Here is an 18,876-nt window from a genome sequence, read left to right on the forward strand (position 1 = left end):
TCACCTCGTGGTGGCCTACGAGAACGAACTCCGCAGCCAGAACACGAAGTCGTCCCACAGCGAACCCAGCACGGTCAGGTACCCCTTCCCGGCCGGCGAGACCAGCAGCGTGGCGATGATCGTGGTGAGCGCGGCGAGCACCAGCGCGGCCAGGGACGCGTTGGAGATGCGGCTGCGGTACAGCCGCGAGACGCCCTTGGCGTCCACCAGCTTGCCGCCCACGCGCAGCCGGGTCAGGAACGTCGAGGCCATCCCGCCGCGCCCCTTCTCCAGGAACTCCACCAGGTTGGTGTGGCCGCCGACGGCGACGATCAGGGTCGCGCCCTTGTCGTCGGCCAGCAGCATCGCCACGTCCTCGCTCGTGCCGGCCGCCGGGAACAGCACGCACGGCAGCCCCAGGTTGGTGACGCGGTCCAGGCCCGGGGCGGTTCCGTCCGGGTAGGCGTGCACGATCAGCTCCGCGCCGCAGCCCAGCGCCTCGTCGGAGACCGAGTCCATGTCGCCGACGATGATGTCCGGCTTGTGGCCGCCCTCCAGCAGCGCGTCGGCGCCGCCGTCGACCCCTATGCACACCGGCCGGTACTCGCGGATGTAGGGACGCAGCACCGCCAGGTCGTCCTTGTGGTGCGTGCCGCGAACCACCATCAGGACGTGGCGGCCGTCCAGCTCGGTGGTGATGTCCGGGACGCCGACACCGTCGAACAGCAGGTCGCGCTCGGCGCGCAGGTACTCCATGGTGTTCGCGGTGAACGCCTCGATCTGCTCCGAGACCGTCGAGCGGGCCTCGGCCAGCGCCTCGACGACCTCGTCCAGATCCACGGCCTTGCCGACCGCGACCGGGGTGCTGCCGCGCAGGATGACGTTGCCGTCCAGGCGCACCATGTCGCCCTCGCAGATCCGCTCCAGCACGGCCGACCCGACCTCGTCGACCACCGGGATGCCGGCCAAGAGCAGGATCTCCAGGCCCATCGCCGGGTAGCGGCCGGACAACGACTTGGCAGCGTTCACCACGGCCGCGGGCTTGCAGGCCAACAGCGCCTCGGCGGCCGGGCCGTCCAGGTCGACGTGGTCAATGAGAGCGATCTCGCCGGCCCGCAGGCGCTTGGTCAGGTCCTTGGTGCGGCGGTCCACGCGGGCAACGCCGGAAAGACCCGGCAAATCTGGCTGGCGGGCCTGGGCTCGGCGTCGGGGACGGTGCGGAGAGTGCGTCATCACTGGCGCTCATCGTCGCACGTCCGGCTGCGGCGGCGGTAAGGGATTGGCCGGTGCGGGACGCGGGGCGGATGGGAAGGGAGAGGCGCTGAATCTCCACCCCGGTCTCCACCCCGGCTCCGATCTGCGCAGACCGCAGAATCCCTACCGTCGAAGACATGAACATCCTGCAGATCGTCCTCATCGTCGCGGTCGCCGCGCTGGTCATCGGCAAGCGCCTGACCGGACGTCCGGTCGACACCCGGCGCTCGATCGTCATGCCGGGCGTGCTGGCCGTCTACGGCCTCGTCATCCTGCAGAAGAGCGGCACCCTCACGCACACCGACCAGGTGTGGCTGGGAATCCAGGCGGGCGTGTCGGTCGCGATCGGCCTGATCCGAGGCAGCTCGATCCACCTGTACGAGCGCAACGGCGTGCTGTGGGCCCGCTACCGGCCGATCACGATCCTGCTCTGGCTCGGCTCCTTCGCCCTGCGCTTCGGCCTGGAGCTGGCCGCGGTCGGCGCAGGCGCCGGAAAGTCGGCGATGAGCTCCTCGACGATGCTCATGTTCGGACTGTCGCTGGCCGCTGAGTCGCTGATCGTGGTGCCGCGGGCGCACGCCAGCGGGATCCCGGTGCTGGCGCGGTCGTGAGTGCCGACGCGAGTACCGGAGTTAGTGCGGGAGTTGGTACCGGGGTCAGCACCGGAGTTCGTACGGGAGTTAGCACCGGGGCCAGTACCGGAGTTCGTACGGGAGTTAGCACCGGGGCCAGTACCGGAGTTCGTACGGGAGTTAGCACCGGGGCCAGCGCCGGAGTTCGTACGGGAGTTAGCACCGGGGCCAGCACCGGAGTTCGTACCGGAGTTAGCACCGGGGCCAGCACCGGAGTTCGTACCGGAGTTAGCACCAGCGTGAGTACAGGCACGAGCACGAGCGCCGGGCCGGCCACCCGCGCCACCCGTTCCGCGCGCGCCGCCCGCGCCGTCCGAGCCACCGCCCAAGCCACAGCCCGGGCCGCCGGCCAGGTCCGGAGCTGGGGCGAGGCCCTGAGCCGCCTCGCCGCGGCCGACGTGGCCGACGTGCTTGGCGCCCCGTCGGCCGGGCACACTGGCCTCATCATGAGCAGCGGCACCGAGGAGTTCCCCGACCTGCGGCGGTGGACCGAGCGCTGGCCCGCGGTCGCCGTGGTGCTGCGGCTGGTGGCCATCGGCGGCGTGTCGTTCACCGTCGCGCACAGCCACCGGCCGGCGGCCTGGGTCTTCGGCGCGATGGCGGCGCTGGCCGGCGTCGTGTGGTCGGTCTCGGCGGTGCGGCGGATACCGGTGCTGGTGCCGGCCGTCGCGGTGATAGCGCTGTGCGGCGCGGTGCTGGCCGGTCCGGGGCTGGCCGAGCCGTCGGGGCTGACGTACGTCTTCATGAGCGTGATGTACCTGCAGGCCATGACCGAAGCGCGGGCGACCGCGCTGTACGTCGGCATCGCGGCCGTCGTGGTCGGCGCGGTCAGCGCGGTCGCCGCGAACGACGGAAGCCAGTTCCCCTGGGTCGTCGCGGTGACGGTCAGCGGCTACCTGTTCGGCGACGCGCGCCGCTCCCGCCGCCTGGCGCTGGAACGTGCGCAGGACCTGCTGGTGATGACGCGCCGAGCCAACACCGAGCAGGCGCACGCGGCGGCACTGGCCGAGCGCGGACGGATCGCCCGGGACGTGCACGACGTGCTGGCGCACTCGCTGTCGGGCCTGGCGATCCAACTGGAAGCCGCCGACGCCCTGATGACCGACGGCGCAGACCTGGAGCGCGCCCACACGATGGTGATCCGCGCCCGCCGTCTGGCCCGCGACGGCCTGTCGGAGGTCCGCCGCGCGGTGGCGGCGCTGCGCGAGGACGTGAAGCCGCCGGAGGAGACGCTGGCGGTACTGGCGGCGGACTACGCGGAGGTCACCGGCTGGCCGGCGACGTTCGAGGTGGTCGACGGACCGGTGCCAGAGCTGGCCGTGGAGACGGCGCAGACCCTCCAGCGCGTGGCGCAGGAAGCACTGACGAACGCGCGCAAGCACGCACCCGGCGCGGCGGTCGCGGTACGGCTGGCGGTGGGAGCGGACACGGTCACACTGACGGTCGAGAACGAGGCCTCGACAAGACCTTCAACACCGCTGTCGGACTCCGGCGGCGGCTGGGGACTGGTCGGGCTGCGGGAGCGGGTCGGGCTGGTCGGCGGGTCGGTGGAGGCGGGGGGCACGGAGGGCGGGGGGTTCCGGGTGGCGGCGGTGGTGCCGGTTGAGTTCGGTGGCACCCCCGCCTGAAGCAGCAGCACCCCGAACACTGTGAGAATGCTGCCGTGGCAGCAATCCGAGTAGTAGTCGCCGATGACCAAGCAGCAGTACGCGACGGCCTGGTCGCCCTCCTGTCCGTGACCCCCGGCGTCGAGGTGGTCGGGGAGGCCGCCGATGGTGCGGCGGCGGTGGCGGCGGCGGAGACGCTGCGGCCGGATGTCGTGCTCATGGATCTGCGGATGCCCGGCGTCGACGGGGTCGAGGCGACTCGGCTGATCGGGGAGAGTGCGCCGGATGTGCGGGTCGTGGTGCTCACCACGCACGCCGATGACGCCTCGATCCTCAAAGCTCTGCGAGCCGGCGCCACCGGCTACCTCACCAAGGAGTCCGGGCGCGCTGAGATCGCGCGGGCCATCGAAGCCGCCGCGTCGGGACAGTCGGTGCTGGACGACGGGGTCACCGCCATACTGCTCGCCGCCGCCGTCGACGTCCCGCCCTCGGTCGACCTGACCCCGCGCGAGGCCGAGGTGCTGACGCTCATCGCGCGCGGGAAGTCGAACACCGAGATCGCCGAGGAATTGTTCGTCTCCGCCGCGACGGTGAAGACGCACATCAACAATCTGTTCGCGAAGATCGGCGTTCGCGACCGGGCTCAGGCCGTGCGGTACGCGTTGCGGCACGGGCTCGACTGAGTCGCGCCGGGTCACGCCGGGTCCCGCCGGCCGAGGACGACCCGGAGCCGAACCAAAGCCGAACCAGAGCCGACCCGAACCAGGGTCGGCCCCAGCAAAAAGCAAAAACCTAAGCCCGCTGCCGATCCGCCGCAGCCGCCTGCAACAACTCGTCGGCATGCGCCTGCCCGAGCTCCGACTCCTCCAGCCCGGCGAGCATCCGCGCCAGCTCCCGCCGCCGCGCCGCGTCGTCGAGCACCACCACGCCCGAGCGCGTCACCAGCCCGTCGTTGGCCTTCTTCACCACCAGCTGCCGGTCGGCGAACGCCGCCACCTGCGGCAGGTGCGTCACCACCACGACCTGCGCGGACCGCGCCAGCCGCGCCAGCCGCCGCCCCACCTCGACCGCGGCCTTGCCGCCGACGCCCGCGTCGACCTCGTCGAAGACGAACGTCGGCACCGGGTCCGAGCCGGCGAAGACCACCTCGACCGCCAGCATCACGCGCGACAGCTCGCCGCCGGACGCGCCCTTGGCGATCGGCAGGAACGGCGCGCCCGGGTGCGGGGCCAGGCGGATCTCGACGTCGTCGACGCCGGTGGGGCCGAAGGCCACCGTCCGGCCGCCCGGCTCCAGCTCCAGGCCGTCGGCGGAGTCCTTCTGGGCCACCGGGACCTCGACGCGCGCGTGCGGCATCGCCAGCTCGGCCAGCTCCGTGGTCACCGCCGCCGCGAACTTGTCCGCGGCCTGCGAGCGCGCCGCCGACACCCGCGCGGCGTGCCCGGCCAGCTCCGAGCGCGCCGCGGTGCGCTCCTCGGTCAGGGAGGCGATGCGGTCGTCGTCGCCCTCAAGCTCGGACAGGCGCAGCGCGCCGTCGGAGGCCCAGGCGATGACGTCGGAGAGCTTCGGGCCGTACTTGCGCATCAGGCTGTTGAGGTCGCTGATGCGCTGCTGGACGTCGGCCAGGCGGCGCGGGTCGGCCTCGATCGAGTCGGCGTACGCCGCCAGCTCCGTGGAGACGTCCGCCAGCAGGAACGACGCCTCGTCCAGGCGCTGCGCGAGCTCGGCCAGCGCCGGGTCGTGGCCGCGGGCCGCCTCCAGCGCGCGGGTCGCCTCCGACACCAGGGACAGCGCGTTGATCGACGCCGGGTCGTCGGGGCTGCCGGCCAGCGCCATGTGCGCGCCGCCGGAGGCGGTGCGCAGCGTGTCGGCGTGGCCGAGGCGCTCGGACTCGGCGTCGAGTTCGGCGTCCTCGCCCTCGACCGGCTCCAGGCGCTCGACCTCGGCCAGGCCGAAGCGCAGCAGGTCGGCCTCCTGGGCCCGCTCGCGGGCCCGCGTGGTCAGCTCGTCGAGGGTGGAGTCGATCTTCTTCAGGCGGTCGAAGCAGGCCTTGTACTCGGCCAGGGGCTCGGCGACGGCCGGGCCGGCGTAGCGGTCCAGGGCCTGGCGCTGGCGCGCCGGCTGCAACAGGGACTGCTGCGCGGACTGGCCGTGCATCGCCACCAGGTCGTCGGCCAGGCCGCCGAGGACGCCGATCGGGACCGCGGCGCCGCCCAGGCTGGCCCGGGAGCGCCCCTCGGAGGACACCGACCGGGCGATGATGAGTTCTGCCTTGTCCTTTCCGACGGGCTCGAGCTCGGCGCCGGCTTCGGCGGCGGCCAGGCCGGCGGCGCCCTTGGGGTCCACGACCAGGCGGCCCTCGACCGAGGCCCGCTCGGCGCCGGGCCGGACCAGGGCGGAGTCCGAACGGCCTCCGAACAGCAGGCCGAGGCCGGTGACCACCATCGTCTTGCCGGCTCCGGTCTCGCCGGTGACGGCCGTGAATCCGGGCGACAGCTCCAATACCGCGTCCTCGATGACGCCGAGGCCGCGAATCCTCATCTGCTCCAGCACAGGTACGACACTAGGTCTTCGCGGGCCGGAAGCGGTACCTGCGCGCCGGATTCGTCCCTTTAGGGGGCGAAGTTCACAGCCCTGACACGGTGTCAGTGTGAGGAACGACCTCAGCTCGGCCGCTACTTCTCCGCGCGCCAGCCGTCCACCGGCAGCGCGAACTTCGCGACCAGCCGGTCGGTGAACGGCGCCTTGTGCAGCCGCGCGAACCGCACCGGCAGCGCGCCGTGCCGCACCTCGACCCGCGCGCCGGCCGGCAGGTCGAGCACCCGGCGGCCGTCGCACCACATCACAGCGCCCTTGCTCCCGGTCTCGTCCCCGTTGGGCTGGAGCTCCAGCGCCAGCAGCGAGTGCGGGGAGACCACCAGCGGCCGCGCGAACAGCGCGTGCGCGCTGATCGGCACCAGCAGCAGGGCATCCAGGTCCGGCCAGACGATCGGGCCCCCGGCGGAGAAGTTGTAGGCGGTGGAACCGGTCGGGGTGGCGAAGATGACGCCGTCGCAGCCCCACTTCGACAGCGGCCGGCGGTCGATGGAGACCAGCACCTCCAGCATCCGCTCGCGCGAGGCCTTCTCCACGCTGGCCTCGTTCAGCGCCCAGGAACGGTCCACGACCCGCCCGTCGAGGCTGACCTCGACGTCGAGGGTCATCCGCTCCTCGACCGTGTAGTCCCGGGCCACGATGCGGTCCACGACGAAGGCCAGGTCCTCGTACTCGGCCTCGGCCAGGAACCCGACCCGGCCCAGGTTGACGCCCAGCAGCGGGACCCCGGCCGAGCGCGCCACCTCGGCGCCGCGCAGCATCGTGCCGTCGCCGCCGAGCACCACCACCAGCTCGATCTCCTCCAGCGCCTCGGTGCCGGCCGCGCAGACCGGAGCGTCGGTCTCCAGCTCCCCGGCCTCCCCGGCCAGCACGCGCACCCCGACCCCGCTGGCCGACAGCCGCGCGACCGTGTCGCGCGCGGCGTCCAGCGCCACCCGCCGGCCGGTATGGACGACCAACAGCACGTTGCGCTCGCCGTGTCCCATCAGCTCGCTTCCCCTGACCCCTCGTTCGCGATCGATCCCGCTCGACTGATGTCGTCCGGAGCGGGCTCCGGCGCGGAGTCCGTGTCGAACCGGCCGTCCCCGGCCGGGCCCTCCTTGATGGCGCGCGCCAGGTCCTCCTCGCGCAGCGGCGGCGCGTCGGCCCGCAGCCACAGGAAGTACTCGACGTTGCCCGCCGGTCCCGGCAGCGGGCTGGCGGCCACGCCGCGCACCCCGAGCCCGGCCCGGCCCGCCGCGGCGGCCACGTCCCGCACCGCCTCGGCGTGCAGGCCGACGTCGCGCACCACGCCGCCGGAGCCCAACCGCTCCCGGCCGACCTCGAACTGCGGCTTGACCATCAGGGTCAGATCCGCCTCCTCGGTCGCGCAGGCGGCCAGCGCCGGCAGCACCAGCCGCAGTGAGATGAACGACAGATCACCCACCACGAGTTCCACCGGACCGCCGATCATCTCCGGCGCCAGGTCGCGCACGTTGGTGCGGTCCAGGACGGTGACCCGCTCGTCGGTGCGCAGCGACCAGGCGAGCTGGCCGTAGCCGACGTCGACGGCGACCACGTGCGCGGCGCCGTTGCGCAGCAGCACGTCGGTGAAACCGCCGGTGGAGGCGCCGGCGTCCAGCGCGCGGCGGCCGGCGAAGCTCAGGCCGTCGGCGGCGAACGCGGCCAGCGCGCCGGCCAGCTTGTGCCCGCCGCGCGAGACGTAGTCCGGGCCGGTGCCGGCCTCGGCCACCACGATCGCCGCGGAGGTCTCCACCTGCGTCGCGGGCTTGCCCGCGGTCTGGCCGCCGACCTTCACCCGACCGGCCTCGATCAGCTCCCGGGCCTGCTCGCGGGAGCGGGCGAGGTTGCGGCGCACCAGCTCGGCGTCCAGGCGGCGCCGGGCGGTCACCGGGGGCCCTGGGCCGCGGGCTGCTCGGACAGGACCGCGCGCAGCTCGGTGTGGACGGCGTCGTACACGTCGGCGTGGCCGGCCAGCGGCGTGCCGGGCAGCCCGGCCAGACGGTCCAGGGCGTCGTCGACGCGGCGGTCGCCGGAGTGCTCGTAATCCACTTGGAAGTCGACGGTTTCGGAGGTCTCATGGAACGGGACGACGGGCTCCTCGGCGCGCGCCGCCTCCCGGGGGTCGCCCAACAGGCCGGCCAGGACGCCGCCCTCGGGGCCGTCCGTCGTGAACTCGTCCATGGTCGCGCCGCTCGCCTTCGGTTGCCGGTTGTTCACTATGAACGCTATCGCGTGCACAGCGGTGGGCGCCGGTGCGGCCGCTCTGGGGCGGCCGGGCGTCGGGGCCGCGGGCGCCGCGGCGTTGACTCCGCCGACGAACTACGACAAGCTGTAGCAGAACCGGACCGACGCGGATGGTCGGCCACGAATTCGCAATTGCCGTCCGATAATGCGCAGCTCCGGCATCAGATTTCCTTCAGGCACCGATGAAAACCTGGTCAGAGCGTCGCCTGAATGGCATCCGCCGTTAACTCAAGACTCTTTCGAGTGACATTCAAAGGGTGCCCACATCCGCTAACATCAGCGGCTGTCGGGGTGATTCCCATCGCCGTGGCGGGATGGGAAACGTGGGTCTGCCGGTCGCCGGCGTCGAATTCGTGAGGAGCTGCGCTGGCATGGCGATGGTGGACGACGGTGCCTGGATCGACCGTTTGACAACCTCCTACAAGCCGTGGAGCCGCCGCCGGGCGGCCGCCTGGTGGATGGCCGCGGCCGTTCTGGTCTTCGGAGTCGGGCTGATAGCCGGCAAGGGCGGGAACCCGCTGATAGACCTGAAGGTCTACCGGGACGGCGGGATCTCCTTCATGAAGGACCTGCCGCTGTACACGGCACGCTTCCCGCATCCGCTCAAGGGCCCGGACCTGCCGTTCACCTACCCGCCGTTCGCGGCCGTGGTGTTCAGCGTGCTGGGCTTCGTCGGGTACTACCTGGCCGCGGTGCTCATGGTGGCGATCGGGTTCAGTGCCCTGACCTGGACCATCTACCTGGTGCTGCACAACCGCGCCGGGGCCCGCTTCCTGCCCGAGCCCACGCCCCGGGTGCTGGTCACGCTGACCCTGGCCAGCCTGGTGATGGAGCCGATCAGCAGCACGTTCCTGCACGGGCAGATCAACCTGCTGCTGATGGGGCTGGTCGTCACCGACGCCCTGGGCCCCAAGACCCGGATCCCGCGCGGCGTGCTGGCCGGCATCGCCGCGGCGATCAAGCTGACCCCGGCGGTGTTCCTGCTCTACTTCGTGGCGCGCCGGCAGTGGAAGACCGCCTCCAACATGGCGGCGTCCTTCGTCGGAGCGACGTCGCTCAGCTTCATCCTGGCGCCCCGCGACAGCAAGGCGTACTGGACCGCGACGGTCTTCGACCCGACCCGCATCGGCGACCTCGGATACGCCGCCAACCAGTCGCTGCGCGGCGGCCTGCACCGGCTCGGCGGCCTGCCCGGCATGGCGATGTCGGTGAAGACCGAGGAGCACCTCTGGTTCGCGCTGTCGATGGTCGTCATCGGCCTGGCCTACCTGGGCGCCCGGCGTGCGATCCGGCGCGAGGACCCGGTGTGCGCGCTGGCCGTGGTCGCCGCCTGCCAGCTGCTCATCTCCCCGGTCTCCTGGTCGCACCACTGGGTGTGGATCGCGCCGATGCTGCTGCCGTTCGCGATCCAGATCGTGCGCGGCCGCGACCGCCTGAAGATGGCCGGCCTGGCGCTGCTCACCGTGGTGTTCCTGATCGGCCCGCTGCTGCTGTTCCCGACCAACAACGGCCTGGAGATGCACTGGGGCTGGTGGGAGAACGTGATCGGCGACGCGTACCTGCTCATCACGCTGTCGTTCGTGGTCTGGGCGGCGGTCTCGCGCAAGAACAAGCCGGCCGGGCGGGCCGCGCCGCTCCCGGCGCCGCGCGTGCCGGCCGCGAGCAGCACGCGTACACCGGCCGAGGTGCGTTAAGGTCACGCGCGTGGCCACCATCGAGGAATGCCGGGAAGCACTGAAGGAATTCGCCGGGAAGCTCGGCGAGATGGACGAGTCGAACAAGAAGCTCGTACGGACCGTGAGCCTGCGGGTCCCGGATCTGGACGTGACCTTTCACGGGACGCTGCGCGAGGGGACGTTGGAGGACGTCACCACCGAGCCGAGCGACCGGGCGCAGATCCGGCTGACGATCAACAGTGACGATCTGCTCGCGCTGGTCGCCGGGGATCTGAACTTCGCTTCGGCGTGGGCTCGGGGGCGGGTGAAGCTGGAGGCTTCGTTCTCGGACCTGCTGCGGCTTCGGAAGCTGGTCTGACGGTAAACAAACCGGCAGCGCTGCATGTAAGTTGGTGCGCGTGACCGCACCCGCACGCCGCACCCAGGAGGAACGCTCCGCCGCGACCCGCCGCCTGCTGCTCGACGCGACCGTCGAGTGCCTGGTGAAGCACGGCTACGCCGGCACCACGACCACGCGGGTCTCGGAGCTGGCCGGGGTCTCGCGCGGGGCCCAGGTGCACCACTTCGCGACCAAGGACGAGCTGGTCGTGGCGGCGGTGCGGCATCTGGCCGAGCAGCAGGCCACGGACGTGCTGGCCCGGCCGGACCTGCTGGCGGGCTCCGCCGACCCCGTCGGGGACGCGCTGGAGCTGCTGTGGAAGGCCCATCAGGGCCCGACGTTCGACGCCGCGATCGAGCTGTGGGTGGCCGCGCGGACCGATCCGGAGCTGCGGGAGGCGACGACCGCGTTCGAGCGGGCGCTGACCGCGCGGTTCGCGGAGGTCTCGGTGGTGCTGTTCGGACCGGCGGTGACCGCGCTGCCGGACTTCCAGCTGCGGCTGCTGACCGCGCTGGAGGCGATCAGGGGGCTGCGGATGGTCTCGTTCCTGCATCCCCATCCCTCGGCGCGGCTCGATGAGCGCTGGCAGAGGTCGAAGGCGCTGCTGCGGCCGTTGTTCGAACAGGCGCCCTGAAGCCCCATCTGATACACCGTCAGAAACGGTACCGCCGACACTCCGGGAGGGTGCATGACAGGGCCGCTGCAGGGACTGAAGGTCGTGGAGATCGCGGGCATCGGGCCCGGGCCGTTCGCCGCGATGCTGCTCGCCGACCTCGGCGCCGAGGTGGTCCGGGTGGACCGGCCCGGCGGCGGCGGGCTGTCGCTCGGCGACAGGGACGTGCTCAACCGGGGCCGGCGCTCGGTCGCGGTGGACCTGAAGCACCCCGGGGGCGCCGAGGTGGTGCTGCGGCTGGCCGAGCAGGCGGACGTGCTGATCGAGGGCTACCGGCCGGGCGTGGCCGAGCGCCTGGGCATCGGGCCGGAGGCGTGCCTGGCCCGCAACCCGAAGCTGGTCTACGGCCGGATGACCGGCTGGGGCCAGGACGGGCCGCTGGCCCCGACCGCGGGCCACGACATCGGCTACATCGCGGTCACCGGCACCCTGCACGCCATCGGCCGGGCCGGCGGCCCGCCGCAGGTCCCGCTGAACCTGGTCGGGGACTTCGGCGGCGGGTCGATGTACCTGGTCACCGGGATCCTGGCGGCACTGTGGGAGACGGCGCGCTCGGGGCGCGGGCAGGTCGTGGACGCGGCGATCGTCGACGGCACCGCGCACCTGTCGGCGATCCTGCACGGCTTCGTCAGCCTGGGCCTGTGGCGCGACCGGCGCGGGACGAACCTGCTGGACACCGGGGCGCCGTACTACGACGTGTACGAGACGGCCGACGGGGAGTACATGGCGGTCGGCGCGATCGAACCGCAGTTCTTCGCCGAGCTGGTGCGGCGGCTGGGGATCGCCGAGCGCGCCCCGGAGCAGAACGACCGCGAGCGCTGGCCGGAGCTGCGGGCGCTGCTCGCGGAGGTGTTCCGGACGCGGACGCGCGCGGAGTGGACCGAGGTGTTCGACGGCAGCGACGCGTGCGTGGCGCCGGTGCTGTCGGCGAAGGAGGCGGCGGCGCACCCGCACCTGGCGGCGCGCGGGACGCTGGTGGAGCGGGACGGGCTGACGCAGCCGGCGCCGGCGCCGCGGTTCTCGCGGACGTCGGCGGAGCTGGGGCTGCCGCCGTGCGGGGCCGGGGCGCACACGCGGGAGGCGCTGGCGGCTTGGGGGTTCGGGGATGTGGAGGCGCTGGTGGCGGCGGGGGTCGTGGTGCAGGCCGAGGGCTGAGGGGTGACGGCTGACGGCTGACGGCTCAGTCAGCCCAGGCTGACCTTCACGACCTGCGAGGCCGGGAACGCCACGGTCCCGTGCTCGTTCTTGGCGAAGACCCAACCTGCGGCGAAAGCCACGGAATTGACGGGGTAGTCGCCGTCGCCGACGAGGACGATGCGGATGGCCGGGCGCCAGTCGAGATCCTTCATGCCGCCAGCCTCGGGCGCCGGCGGTCGCGGGGCGAGCGTGAGAGGTCCAGGTAGGGGACGCGGCCGCGGACCGGGACCCTCGGCACGCTCGGCGCCGCGTTTGAGGTTTCCCCGGGGCAAGGTTCTAGGTTCGGGGCATGGCGGATGAACCCGAGCTGATCACGGTCGGGCAGCTGGCGCGTCGCGTCGGACTGACCGCGAAGGCCCTGAGGCACTACGACCGGGTCGGACTGCTGGCGCCGGCCGTGGTCGACGCCGGCACCGGCTACCGGCTCTACAGCGCCGAGCAGGTCGGGCCCGCGCGGCTGGTACGACTCCTGCGCTCCGTCGACGTGCCGCTGGACCAGGTGCGCGAGTGCCTGGCCCGGCCGGACGACGAGGCCGCGATCCAGCAGGTTCTGCACCGGCACCGGCGCCGGCTCCAGGCCCGTCTGGACCGGGTCCGCGGCGACCTGCACCGCACCGACCATCTCATCGAGGACGGAGTCACCACGGCGATGACCGATCAGAACAAGAACGAGAACGAGAACGAGAACGACAAGCAGGACACCTCCGGCCCGGCGGGCGACGAGCGGCGCCTGGCCGCCGGCCTCTTCAACGGGGTGTGGCGGCTGCTGGAGCAGGAGGAGCGCAGCGTCGAGGACGACGACCGGATGCTGCACATGGCGCACGCCTCGCGCTACCACTGGGGCCAGATCGGCACTGCTGTGAACCGCAGCCGCGGCGAGTGGCAGGTGTCACGGGTCTACTCCGTACTCGGACGGGCAGAGCCCGCTCTGTACCACGCCAGGCGGGGCCTGGAGATCTGCCAGGAGCACGGCACCGCGGACTGGGACCTGGCGTTCGCGTACGAGTCGCTGGCCCGTGCTCACGCGGTGGCCGGCGACAAGGAGCAGGCCCGGGCCTGGACCGAGCAGGCTCTGGCCGCCGCGGAGGACATCGCCGAGGACGAGGAGCGCGAGCTGGTCCTGAGCGATCTGGAAGCCATTCCCGGGCAACCTCGGTTCTGGTGACGGCTGCCATGACTGACACCGTTGCTAAGACCGACGCTGCCGCCATGACCGACACCGTTGCTAAGACCGACACCGTTGCGAAGACCGACGCCGCCGCCATGACCGACGCCGCCGCCATGACTGACACCGTTGCCAAGACCGACACTGCCGCCATGACTGACACCGTTGCTAAGACCGACGCCGCCGCCATGACTGACACCGTTGCCGAGACCGACACCGTGCCCGCTCCTCCCTCGGAGGCCGACCTGGCTCAGCTGCGCAACCAGGCCAAGGACCTGCGCCTGGCCGTCCGGCGCGGCGAGCCCGGCGCCGCCGAGCGCGCGGCCGAGGCCGGCGTGACAGACCTCGACCGGTTCTCCATCCGCGACGCGCAGCACGTCGTCGCCCGCGAACACGGCTACGCCCGCTGGCCGGACGCGGTCTCGGCGTTCGGCAGTCGGCAACCGCGCGAGCGTGATCTCCACCGCTGGTTCGCCGTCGAACTCAACAACGAGCTCGGGGACCTACTGTTCGACCTCACTCCCGACACACCGCGCCCGGAGCAGGACCGCGCGCTCTACCAGGCCTACGCGGCGTGCTACCACTGGCTGGAAGCCGGCACACCGGCGCACCACGGCCGCGGCGAATACACCATCGCCCAGACCGCGCTCGCGATCGGACGACCCCACATCGCCGCTCTCCACGCCCCGCGCTACGCGGAACTGATCGCCGAATCCCCCGAGGACTTCACCGACTGGGACCGCGCCTTCGCCACCGAGATCCTGGCCCGCACCGCCGCCGCCACCGGATCGCCGGACGCCGCCGACCTCAAAACCCGCGCCCAGCACCTCACCGACCGCATCGCCGACCCCGGCGCGCGCGAGGCCGTGCAGGACCGACTGGACCGGGGTCCCTGGTTCGGTACTACCGCCTGACTGCGGTCCCTGGTTCAGCGCTGCTGCCTGATCCGCGATCCCTAGTTCAGCGCGGCTGCCTGATCCGATCCGGGCCCTCCAGACCCGAGCACCTTCCGGGCCCGAGCCCTACCTCCACCAGCTACGCCAGCTGCGCCAGCGCGTCCTCCACGTCGACCTTCCCGCCGTACTCCCACACCGCGGCGCACATCACCCGCAGCGCGTCCATCTTGTCGCCGTGCCCGTGCAGCACCACCTGCTCGGACACCACCGCGGCGGTCCAGCGCGCCGAGACGAAGTTCACGCCGTCGCGCGTCGGCGCGACGTGCGAGGTGAGCAGGCCGCGCAGGTCCTCGGCGATGTAGCTCGGGCGGCGGTCGGCGGGGGCGGCGAGCAGGTCGCGCGCCGTGGTCACGCCGGTGAAGACCAGCAGGCTGTCGGTGTCGCCGCGGACCGCGCCCTCGATGTCGGTGTCGAGCCGGTCGCCGACGATCAGCGGCCGGGTGGCGCCCGAGCGCAGGATCGACTCGCGGTGCAGCGGCAGCTCCGGCTTGCCCGCGACCTGCGGGATCTTGCCGGAGGCGGCCTGGACCGCGGCGACCAGCGTGCCGTTGCCGGGGGCGATGCCGCGGGAGGTGGGGACCGTGGTGTCGGTGTTGGTGGCGATCCACGGCAGGCCGCGGCGCACCGCGTAGGTGGCCTCGGCCAGGTCCTTCCAGCCCAGGTCCGGCGAGTAGCCCTGCACCACGATGTCCGGCAGGTCGTCGGCGGAGGCCACCGGCTTCAGGTTCAGCTCGCGCACCGCGGCCATCAGCCCCTCGCCCCCGATCACCAGGACCCGGCCGCCGTCGCCGACACAGGCGTGCGCCATCCGGGCCGCGGCCTGCGCCGAGGTCACGACCTCGGACGGCACGGCCGGGACGCCGAGCTCGTTCAGGTGCTCGGCGACGGTCTCCGGCGTGCGCGAGGCGTTGTTCGTGACGTAGGCGCGGCGCATGCCGAGGTTCTGCGCGGCCCGCAGCGCCTCGGCGGCGTGCGGCACCGCGTCGGCGCCGCGGTACACCACGCCGTCGAGGTCCAGCAGGGCCGTGTCGTACGCCTCGGCGAGCGGCTTCTGGGACGTCAGGAACGGCAGGGGCGCGGTCTTGCCGTCGCCCTCGATGGTCTCAGCGGTCACACCACCATCTGATCACATCCACCGATCTCAGGTGTCGGCCAGCCCCTTCTTTCCGGTCTGCTCCCGAAGAGTGGACCGGGCGGCACGCAGAGCGTTGGCATAATGACGGATTTCCGGACGCATCGCGGCGGCGGCGGAAAGGTGTTCGACGGCGACATCCATCTGGCCGAGTTTCGCCGCGGCCAGGCCCCAGCCGAATTGTGCGTAATCGTCGTCCGGGCTCACATGTGCCAGTTGCGCGAAGCTTTCCACGGCCTGCTCGTAGAGTCCGCCGTCGAAATGGGCCCGGGCCAGCGCCTCCAGCACCGGCGCGGAGTCGGGGGTCTTCTGGGCGACCTTGGTGAGCAGCTGCGCGGCGGCTGCCGGGTCGCCGGCCTCCAGCAGCTGAACGCCCTGCCGGTACCAGTCGGCGGCCTCTCCGGTGGGCTCGCCTGCACCGTCTTCGGCGTCGTACTCGCCATATCGCTCAGACATCAGATCCTCCGTCGTACTCGGCTCCCGCTACCGGCTCCCCATCCGTCACACCTTGTTGCGTTCTTCCTTTCCACCCTCCCACCACGTCATGCCACTGCCTGTTTTCCTTAAGATGCCCTCATGGCAAACACCGATCCGCAGGCGTTGCGCGTACTCCCCTTTCGGGGACTCCGGTTCGCTCCGGATCGGGTCTCGGACCCGTCGGCAGTCACTTCGCCACCGTACGACATGATCGGACCGGACGAGGCCAGGCGATTGGCCGACACTGAGGAACACAACGTCGTGCGCCTGATCCTGGCCGCGCCGGAGGAAGTGGACGCCGGGCCCGGGGCGCCGGCGCGCTATCACCGTGCGGCGACGTCGTTACGGGAGTGGATCGACGACGGGGTGCTGCGGCAGGACGCCGAACCGGCGTTCTACGTGTACGAGCAGACCGGGCGCGGGGTCCGGCAGCGCGGGTTGATCGCGCTGGTGAAGTTGGACGATGCGGACGGCGCTGGCGGCGCGGACGGCGGCTCGGCGGCCGAGCCGTCCCCGGCGAGCCGCGCGATCCTCCCGCACGAAGCCGTGACCACCTCCGTCGTCACCGACCGGCTGGCCCAGATGCGCGCCACCGAGGCGCACATCGAGCCGATCCTGCTCACGTACGAGGGCGACCGCACGGTCTCGGACCTGCTGGACCGCGTCGCCGACCTGGCCGAACCGCTGACCTCGGCCACCACCCCGGACGGCACCCAACACCGGCTCTGGGCGCTCACCGACCCGGCCGCCACCGGCCGCATCGCCGCCGATCTGCTCTGGCACCGGGCCCTGATTGCCGACGGCCACCACCGCCACGCCGCCTACCGCCGCCTGCGCGCCGAGCGCGGCGGCCCGGCCGACTACGGCCTGGCCCTGCTCGTGGACTCCACGCGCTACCCGCTGAGCCTGCACGCGATCCACCGCGTCCTGCCACACGTCCCGCTGGAGACAGCCGTCGTCCAGGCAGGCAAGGTCTTCGCGGTCCGCCAGACCCCCGACCCGCACCACGCCCTGGACGAGATCCCAACCGGCGAACACGCCTTCGTCCTGTCCGACGGCACGACGCACTACCTCCTCACCGCCCCCGACCCGGCAGTCCTGGCCGAAACCATCCCCACCGACCGCCCCGAGGCCTGGCGCGCCCTGGACGCCACAGTCCTGCACCACGTCCTGGTCGAGGCGGTATGGCAGCTCCCGGACACCCCCGAGGAAGTCCGCTTCGACCACGACCCGCTCCACGCCGTCGCCGAGGCCGCCCGCATCGGCGGCACCGCGGTCCTACTGCGGCCCACGACCGAGGACGTGGTACGGCAGCTGGCCGGCGCCGGGGTGCTGATGCCGCGGAAGTCGACAGCGTTCGGACCGAAGCCGGCGACGGGGTTGGTGATGCGGCTGCTGGCGGAGGATGGGGCTGGTCCGATCGAGCGGTTCTGATATGCGGGTACTTCTTTTGGCGGTTGACGATGTGGGACAACCGCGCACCGGTCCGAGTCACATCCCACCCGTCCGGCCGTGCACCTGGTGACGGCGCAAGACAAGCCGACAAATCGGAACCAGGACAACCCAAAGGCGTCAGTCAGGCGGTGAGTCAAACCCGCCCCACAGCATCACCGAGAACCATCATCACTGTCAGGCGACGACGCGACGGGGAACCCGGGACAAGGCGACCACAAGCAACGACCGCCGGCAGACTACGCGGCCCCCACTCCCCGGAGCGAGGCCGCTCGCCGCGCAGGCGCCGCCGGAGGCCTGCTTTTAACTGTTGGTACCCACCACGCCCAACGATTGCCGCCCACCTGACGTGTGCGCAGTGACTCGGACCCGCGCGCGGTCGTGCCCAGCACCACCGTCGGCCGCCAACGCGACGCCAGGCACACCACCGAACTGCGCCACCCAACGCCCTTGACTGCCAACCCACAAACAAACCACACCCGCCACCAGCACCCGCACACAGGCCAGCAGCGCCCAAAAACGCGCCCGTCACCCGGCCCCCAAGTACCGCGCGATTCGCTCCCGCGACCAAGCCCCGTCCGCGATCACCACCCGGTACCCCAGCTCCAGCCGCTCCCCAGGCGCCAGCACGCGCGACTGCCGGAAGGCGAGCGACGGGTTGACGCCCGGGTATTCGTCGTCGCGGACGAACCACTCCGGGCTCTCGCCTTCGGCAATGAACGCCAGCGTCGCGAAGCCGTCGCGGTCGTCGAACTCGCCGGTGTACGCCAGCCACTCCGCGCGCCGTCCCATCAGTGCCTCCGCGCTTTGTGCGGCGGTTGAGGACTGGACGCGGCCGCCGGTGAACTCTCGTGGGCCGCGCCAGAAGAAGCCGCAGTAACCTGCCTGCTCGCGGCCGAGGACTGTCGGGCTTTTGAACTCCACCGGGTCCGGGCCCAGGACTCGCAGTTCGCTACGGAACTCCAGGGTCCAGCATCCGGCATCGGGGTCCACGTCGCGGACGGCGAACGTGCGGTGCTCCCCCACCATCGGGACGCCGTCGGCGGCGACCCAGGCCAGGTCCGCGGTGATCGTGCCGTCGGGGAGGACGTCGAAGGACGTGGTGTCGATGCGGCCGGCGTCGTCGAGGTCGACGTAGCCGCGGCCGGGGACGTAGCTCGGGCCGCCCCAGAAGTTCGTGGCGGGCGCCGGCTCGCCGACGCGGCCCAGGCTCGGGACCGCCATGGCCAGCCCCTTGTGCCAGCGGTGGTCGTGCGGACGATGGCCGGTCACGACGCCTCCGGACAACGTCCGCAGCGGGTGCAAGTACGGCGCCCGACACTCCCGCACCGGTATCCCATCGTCGGCGAAGCGGGCCCTGAGCACTTCCACCTCCCCCACGCACACGCTGACCAGATCGCCGTTTACGCTCACGGCTGGTGTGGCTTTCAGCGCGGCATCCGAAGCGGTCACATG

Annotated in this window: 19 protein-coding genes; 10 read left to right on the forward strand and 9 right to left on the reverse strand. The window is 72.0% G+C overall.

Annotated elements, in window-relative coordinates:
* Positions 1–15 precede the first annotated feature (15 nt).
* Complete coding sequence (gene steA / locus ABH920_RS34495; protein ID WP_370353439.1) at positions 16–1,212, reverse strand: putative cytokinetic ring protein SteA; 1,197 nt, start codon at positions 1,210–1,212, stop codon at positions 16–18.
* A 158-nt stretch (positions 1,213–1,370) separates the two neighbouring features.
* Here steA and ABH920_RS34500 point away from each other — a divergent pair, with 158 nt between their 5' ends.
* The 3 genes from ABH920_RS34500 (at position 1,371) to ABH920_RS34510 (ending at position 4,155) form a co-directional block, all read left to right on the forward strand.
* A complete protein-coding gene (locus ABH920_RS34500; protein WP_370353440.1) occupies positions 1,371–1,844 on the forward strand; it encodes a hypothetical protein in 474 nt (157 codons plus the stop codon).
* 260 nt (positions 1,845–2,104) lie between these two features.
* Positions 2,105–3,493 (forward strand): sensor histidine kinase, encoded by a 1,389-nt coding sequence (locus ABH920_RS34505; RefSeq protein ID WP_370353441.1) that lies wholly within the window; start codon positions 2,105–2,107, stop codon positions 3,491–3,493.
* Positions 3,494–3,528: 35 nt separating this feature from the next.
* Positions 3,529–4,155, forward strand: coding sequence for a response regulator (locus ABH920_RS34510; protein ID WP_370353442.1), 627 nt, complete (start codon positions 3,529–3,531; stop codon positions 4,153–4,155).
* Positions 4,156–4,264: 109 nt separating this feature from the next.
* Here the strand turns inward: ABH920_RS34510 and recN are convergent, their stop codons facing one another.
* From recN to ABH920_RS34530, 4 genes are all read right to left on the reverse strand, one after another.
* Positions 4,265–6,013: a DNA repair protein RecN gene (gene recN / locus ABH920_RS34515; protein ID WP_370353443.1), complete on the reverse strand. Its 1,749-nt coding sequence runs from the start codon at positions 6,011–6,013 to the stop codon at positions 4,265–4,267.
* A 134-nt stretch (positions 6,014–6,147) separates the two neighbouring features.
* Positions 6,148–7,053, reverse strand: a complete 906-nt coding sequence (locus ABH920_RS34520; RefSeq protein WP_370353444.1) for an NAD kinase — start codon at positions 7,051–7,053, stop codon at positions 6,148–6,150.
* Positions 7,053–7,958 carry a TlyA family RNA methyltransferase gene (locus ABH920_RS34525; RefSeq protein WP_370353445.1) on the reverse strand — a complete coding sequence of 302 codons (906 nt, stop codon included), beginning with the start codon at positions 7,956–7,958 and terminating at the stop codon, positions 7,053–7,055. Before ABH920_RS34525 ends, ABH920_RS34520 begins: the two co-directional genes overlap by 1 nt.
* Positions 7,955–8,251, reverse strand: coding sequence for a hypothetical protein (locus ABH920_RS34530; protein WP_370353446.1), 297 nt, complete (start codon positions 8,249–8,251; stop codon positions 7,955–7,957). Before ABH920_RS34530 ends, ABH920_RS34525 begins: the two co-directional genes overlap by 4 nt.
* 434 nt (positions 8,252–8,685) lie before the next feature.
* On the opposite strand from ABH920_RS34530, the gene ABH920_RS34535 reads away from it, so the two are divergent.
* From ABH920_RS34535 to ABH920_RS34550, 4 genes are read left to right on the forward strand one after another with little or no spacing between them, the layout of a single operon-like run.
* A complete protein-coding gene (locus tag ABH920_RS34535; protein WP_370353447.1) occupies positions 8,686–10,008 on the forward strand; it encodes a glycosyltransferase 87 family protein in 1,323 nt (440 codons plus the stop codon).
* 10 nt (positions 10,009–10,018) lie between these two features.
* Positions 10,019–10,348, forward strand: coding sequence for an alkyl sulfatase C-terminal domain-containing protein (locus ABH920_RS34540; RefSeq protein WP_370353448.1), 330 nt, complete (start codon positions 10,019–10,021; stop codon positions 10,346–10,348).
* Between the two features lie 40 nt (positions 10,349–10,388).
* On the forward strand, positions 10,389–11,003 hold the full coding sequence (locus tag ABH920_RS34545) for a TetR/AcrR family transcriptional regulator (protein WP_370353449.1): 615 nt from the start codon (positions 10,389–10,391) through the stop codon (positions 11,001–11,003).
* 54 nt (positions 11,004–11,057) lie between these two features.
* Positions 11,058–12,197 (forward strand): CaiB/BaiF CoA transferase family protein, encoded by a 1,140-nt coding sequence (locus tag ABH920_RS34550; RefSeq protein ID WP_370353450.1) that lies wholly within the window; start codon positions 11,058–11,060, stop codon positions 12,195–12,197.
* A 29-nt stretch (positions 12,198–12,226) separates the two neighbouring features.
* Here ABH920_RS34550 and ABH920_RS34555 read toward each other — a convergent pair whose 3' ends face one another.
* Positions 12,227–12,391: a hypothetical protein gene (locus ABH920_RS34555; RefSeq protein WP_370353451.1), complete on the reverse strand. Its 165-nt coding sequence runs from the start codon at positions 12,389–12,391 to the stop codon at positions 12,227–12,229.
* 137 nt (positions 12,392–12,528) lie between these two features.
* Between ABH920_RS34555 and ABH920_RS34560 the strand changes: the two genes are divergently transcribed.
* Both ABH920_RS34560 and ABH920_RS34565 read left to right on the forward strand, forming a co-directional pair.
* A complete protein-coding gene (locus ABH920_RS34560) occupies positions 12,529–13,404 on the forward strand; it encodes a MerR family transcriptional regulator (RefSeq protein ID WP_370353452.1) in 876 nt (291 codons plus the stop codon).
* A gap of 44 nt (positions 13,405–13,448) precedes the next feature.
* Positions 13,449–14,318, forward strand: coding sequence for a hypothetical protein (locus tag ABH920_RS34565; RefSeq protein ID WP_370353453.1), 870 nt, complete (start codon positions 13,449–13,451; stop codon positions 14,316–14,318).
* 121 nt (positions 14,319–14,439) lie between these two features.
* Here the strand turns inward: ABH920_RS34565 and ABH920_RS34570 are convergent, their stop codons facing one another.
* Both ABH920_RS34570 and ABH920_RS34575 read right to left on the reverse strand, forming a co-directional pair.
* The gene (locus tag ABH920_RS34570; RefSeq protein WP_370353454.1) at positions 14,440–15,474 is read right to left on the reverse strand and encodes an HAD-IIA family hydrolase; all 1,035 of its coding nucleotides are present in this window, start codon (positions 15,472–15,474) and stop codon (positions 14,440–14,442) included.
* A gap of 27 nt (positions 15,475–15,501) precedes the next feature.
* Positions 15,502–15,948, reverse strand: coding sequence for a tetratricopeptide repeat protein (locus ABH920_RS34575; RefSeq protein WP_194917315.1), 447 nt, complete (start codon positions 15,946–15,948; stop codon positions 15,502–15,504).
* Positions 15,949–16,068: 120 nt separating this feature from the next.
* Here ABH920_RS34575 and ABH920_RS34580 point away from each other — a divergent pair, with 120 nt between their 5' ends.
* Positions 16,069–17,403 carry a DUF1015 family protein gene (locus ABH920_RS34580; RefSeq protein ID WP_370353455.1) on the forward strand — a complete coding sequence of 445 codons (1,335 nt, stop codon included), beginning with the start codon at positions 16,069–16,071 and terminating at the stop codon, positions 17,401–17,403.
* Positions 17,404–17,949: 546 nt separating this feature from the next.
* Here the strand turns inward: ABH920_RS34580 and ABH920_RS34585 are convergent.
* Positions 17,950–18,873 (reverse strand): PmoA family protein, encoded by a 924-nt coding sequence (locus ABH920_RS34585; RefSeq protein WP_370353456.1) that lies wholly within the window; start codon positions 18,871–18,873, stop codon positions 17,950–17,952.
* Between the last annotated feature and the right edge of the window lie 3 nt (positions 18,874–18,876).

Origin of the sequence: Catenulispora sp. EB89 (assembly GCF_041261445.1) — a bacterium.
Lineage (GTDB): Bacteria > Actinomycetota > Actinomycetes > Streptomycetales > Catenulisporaceae > Catenulispora.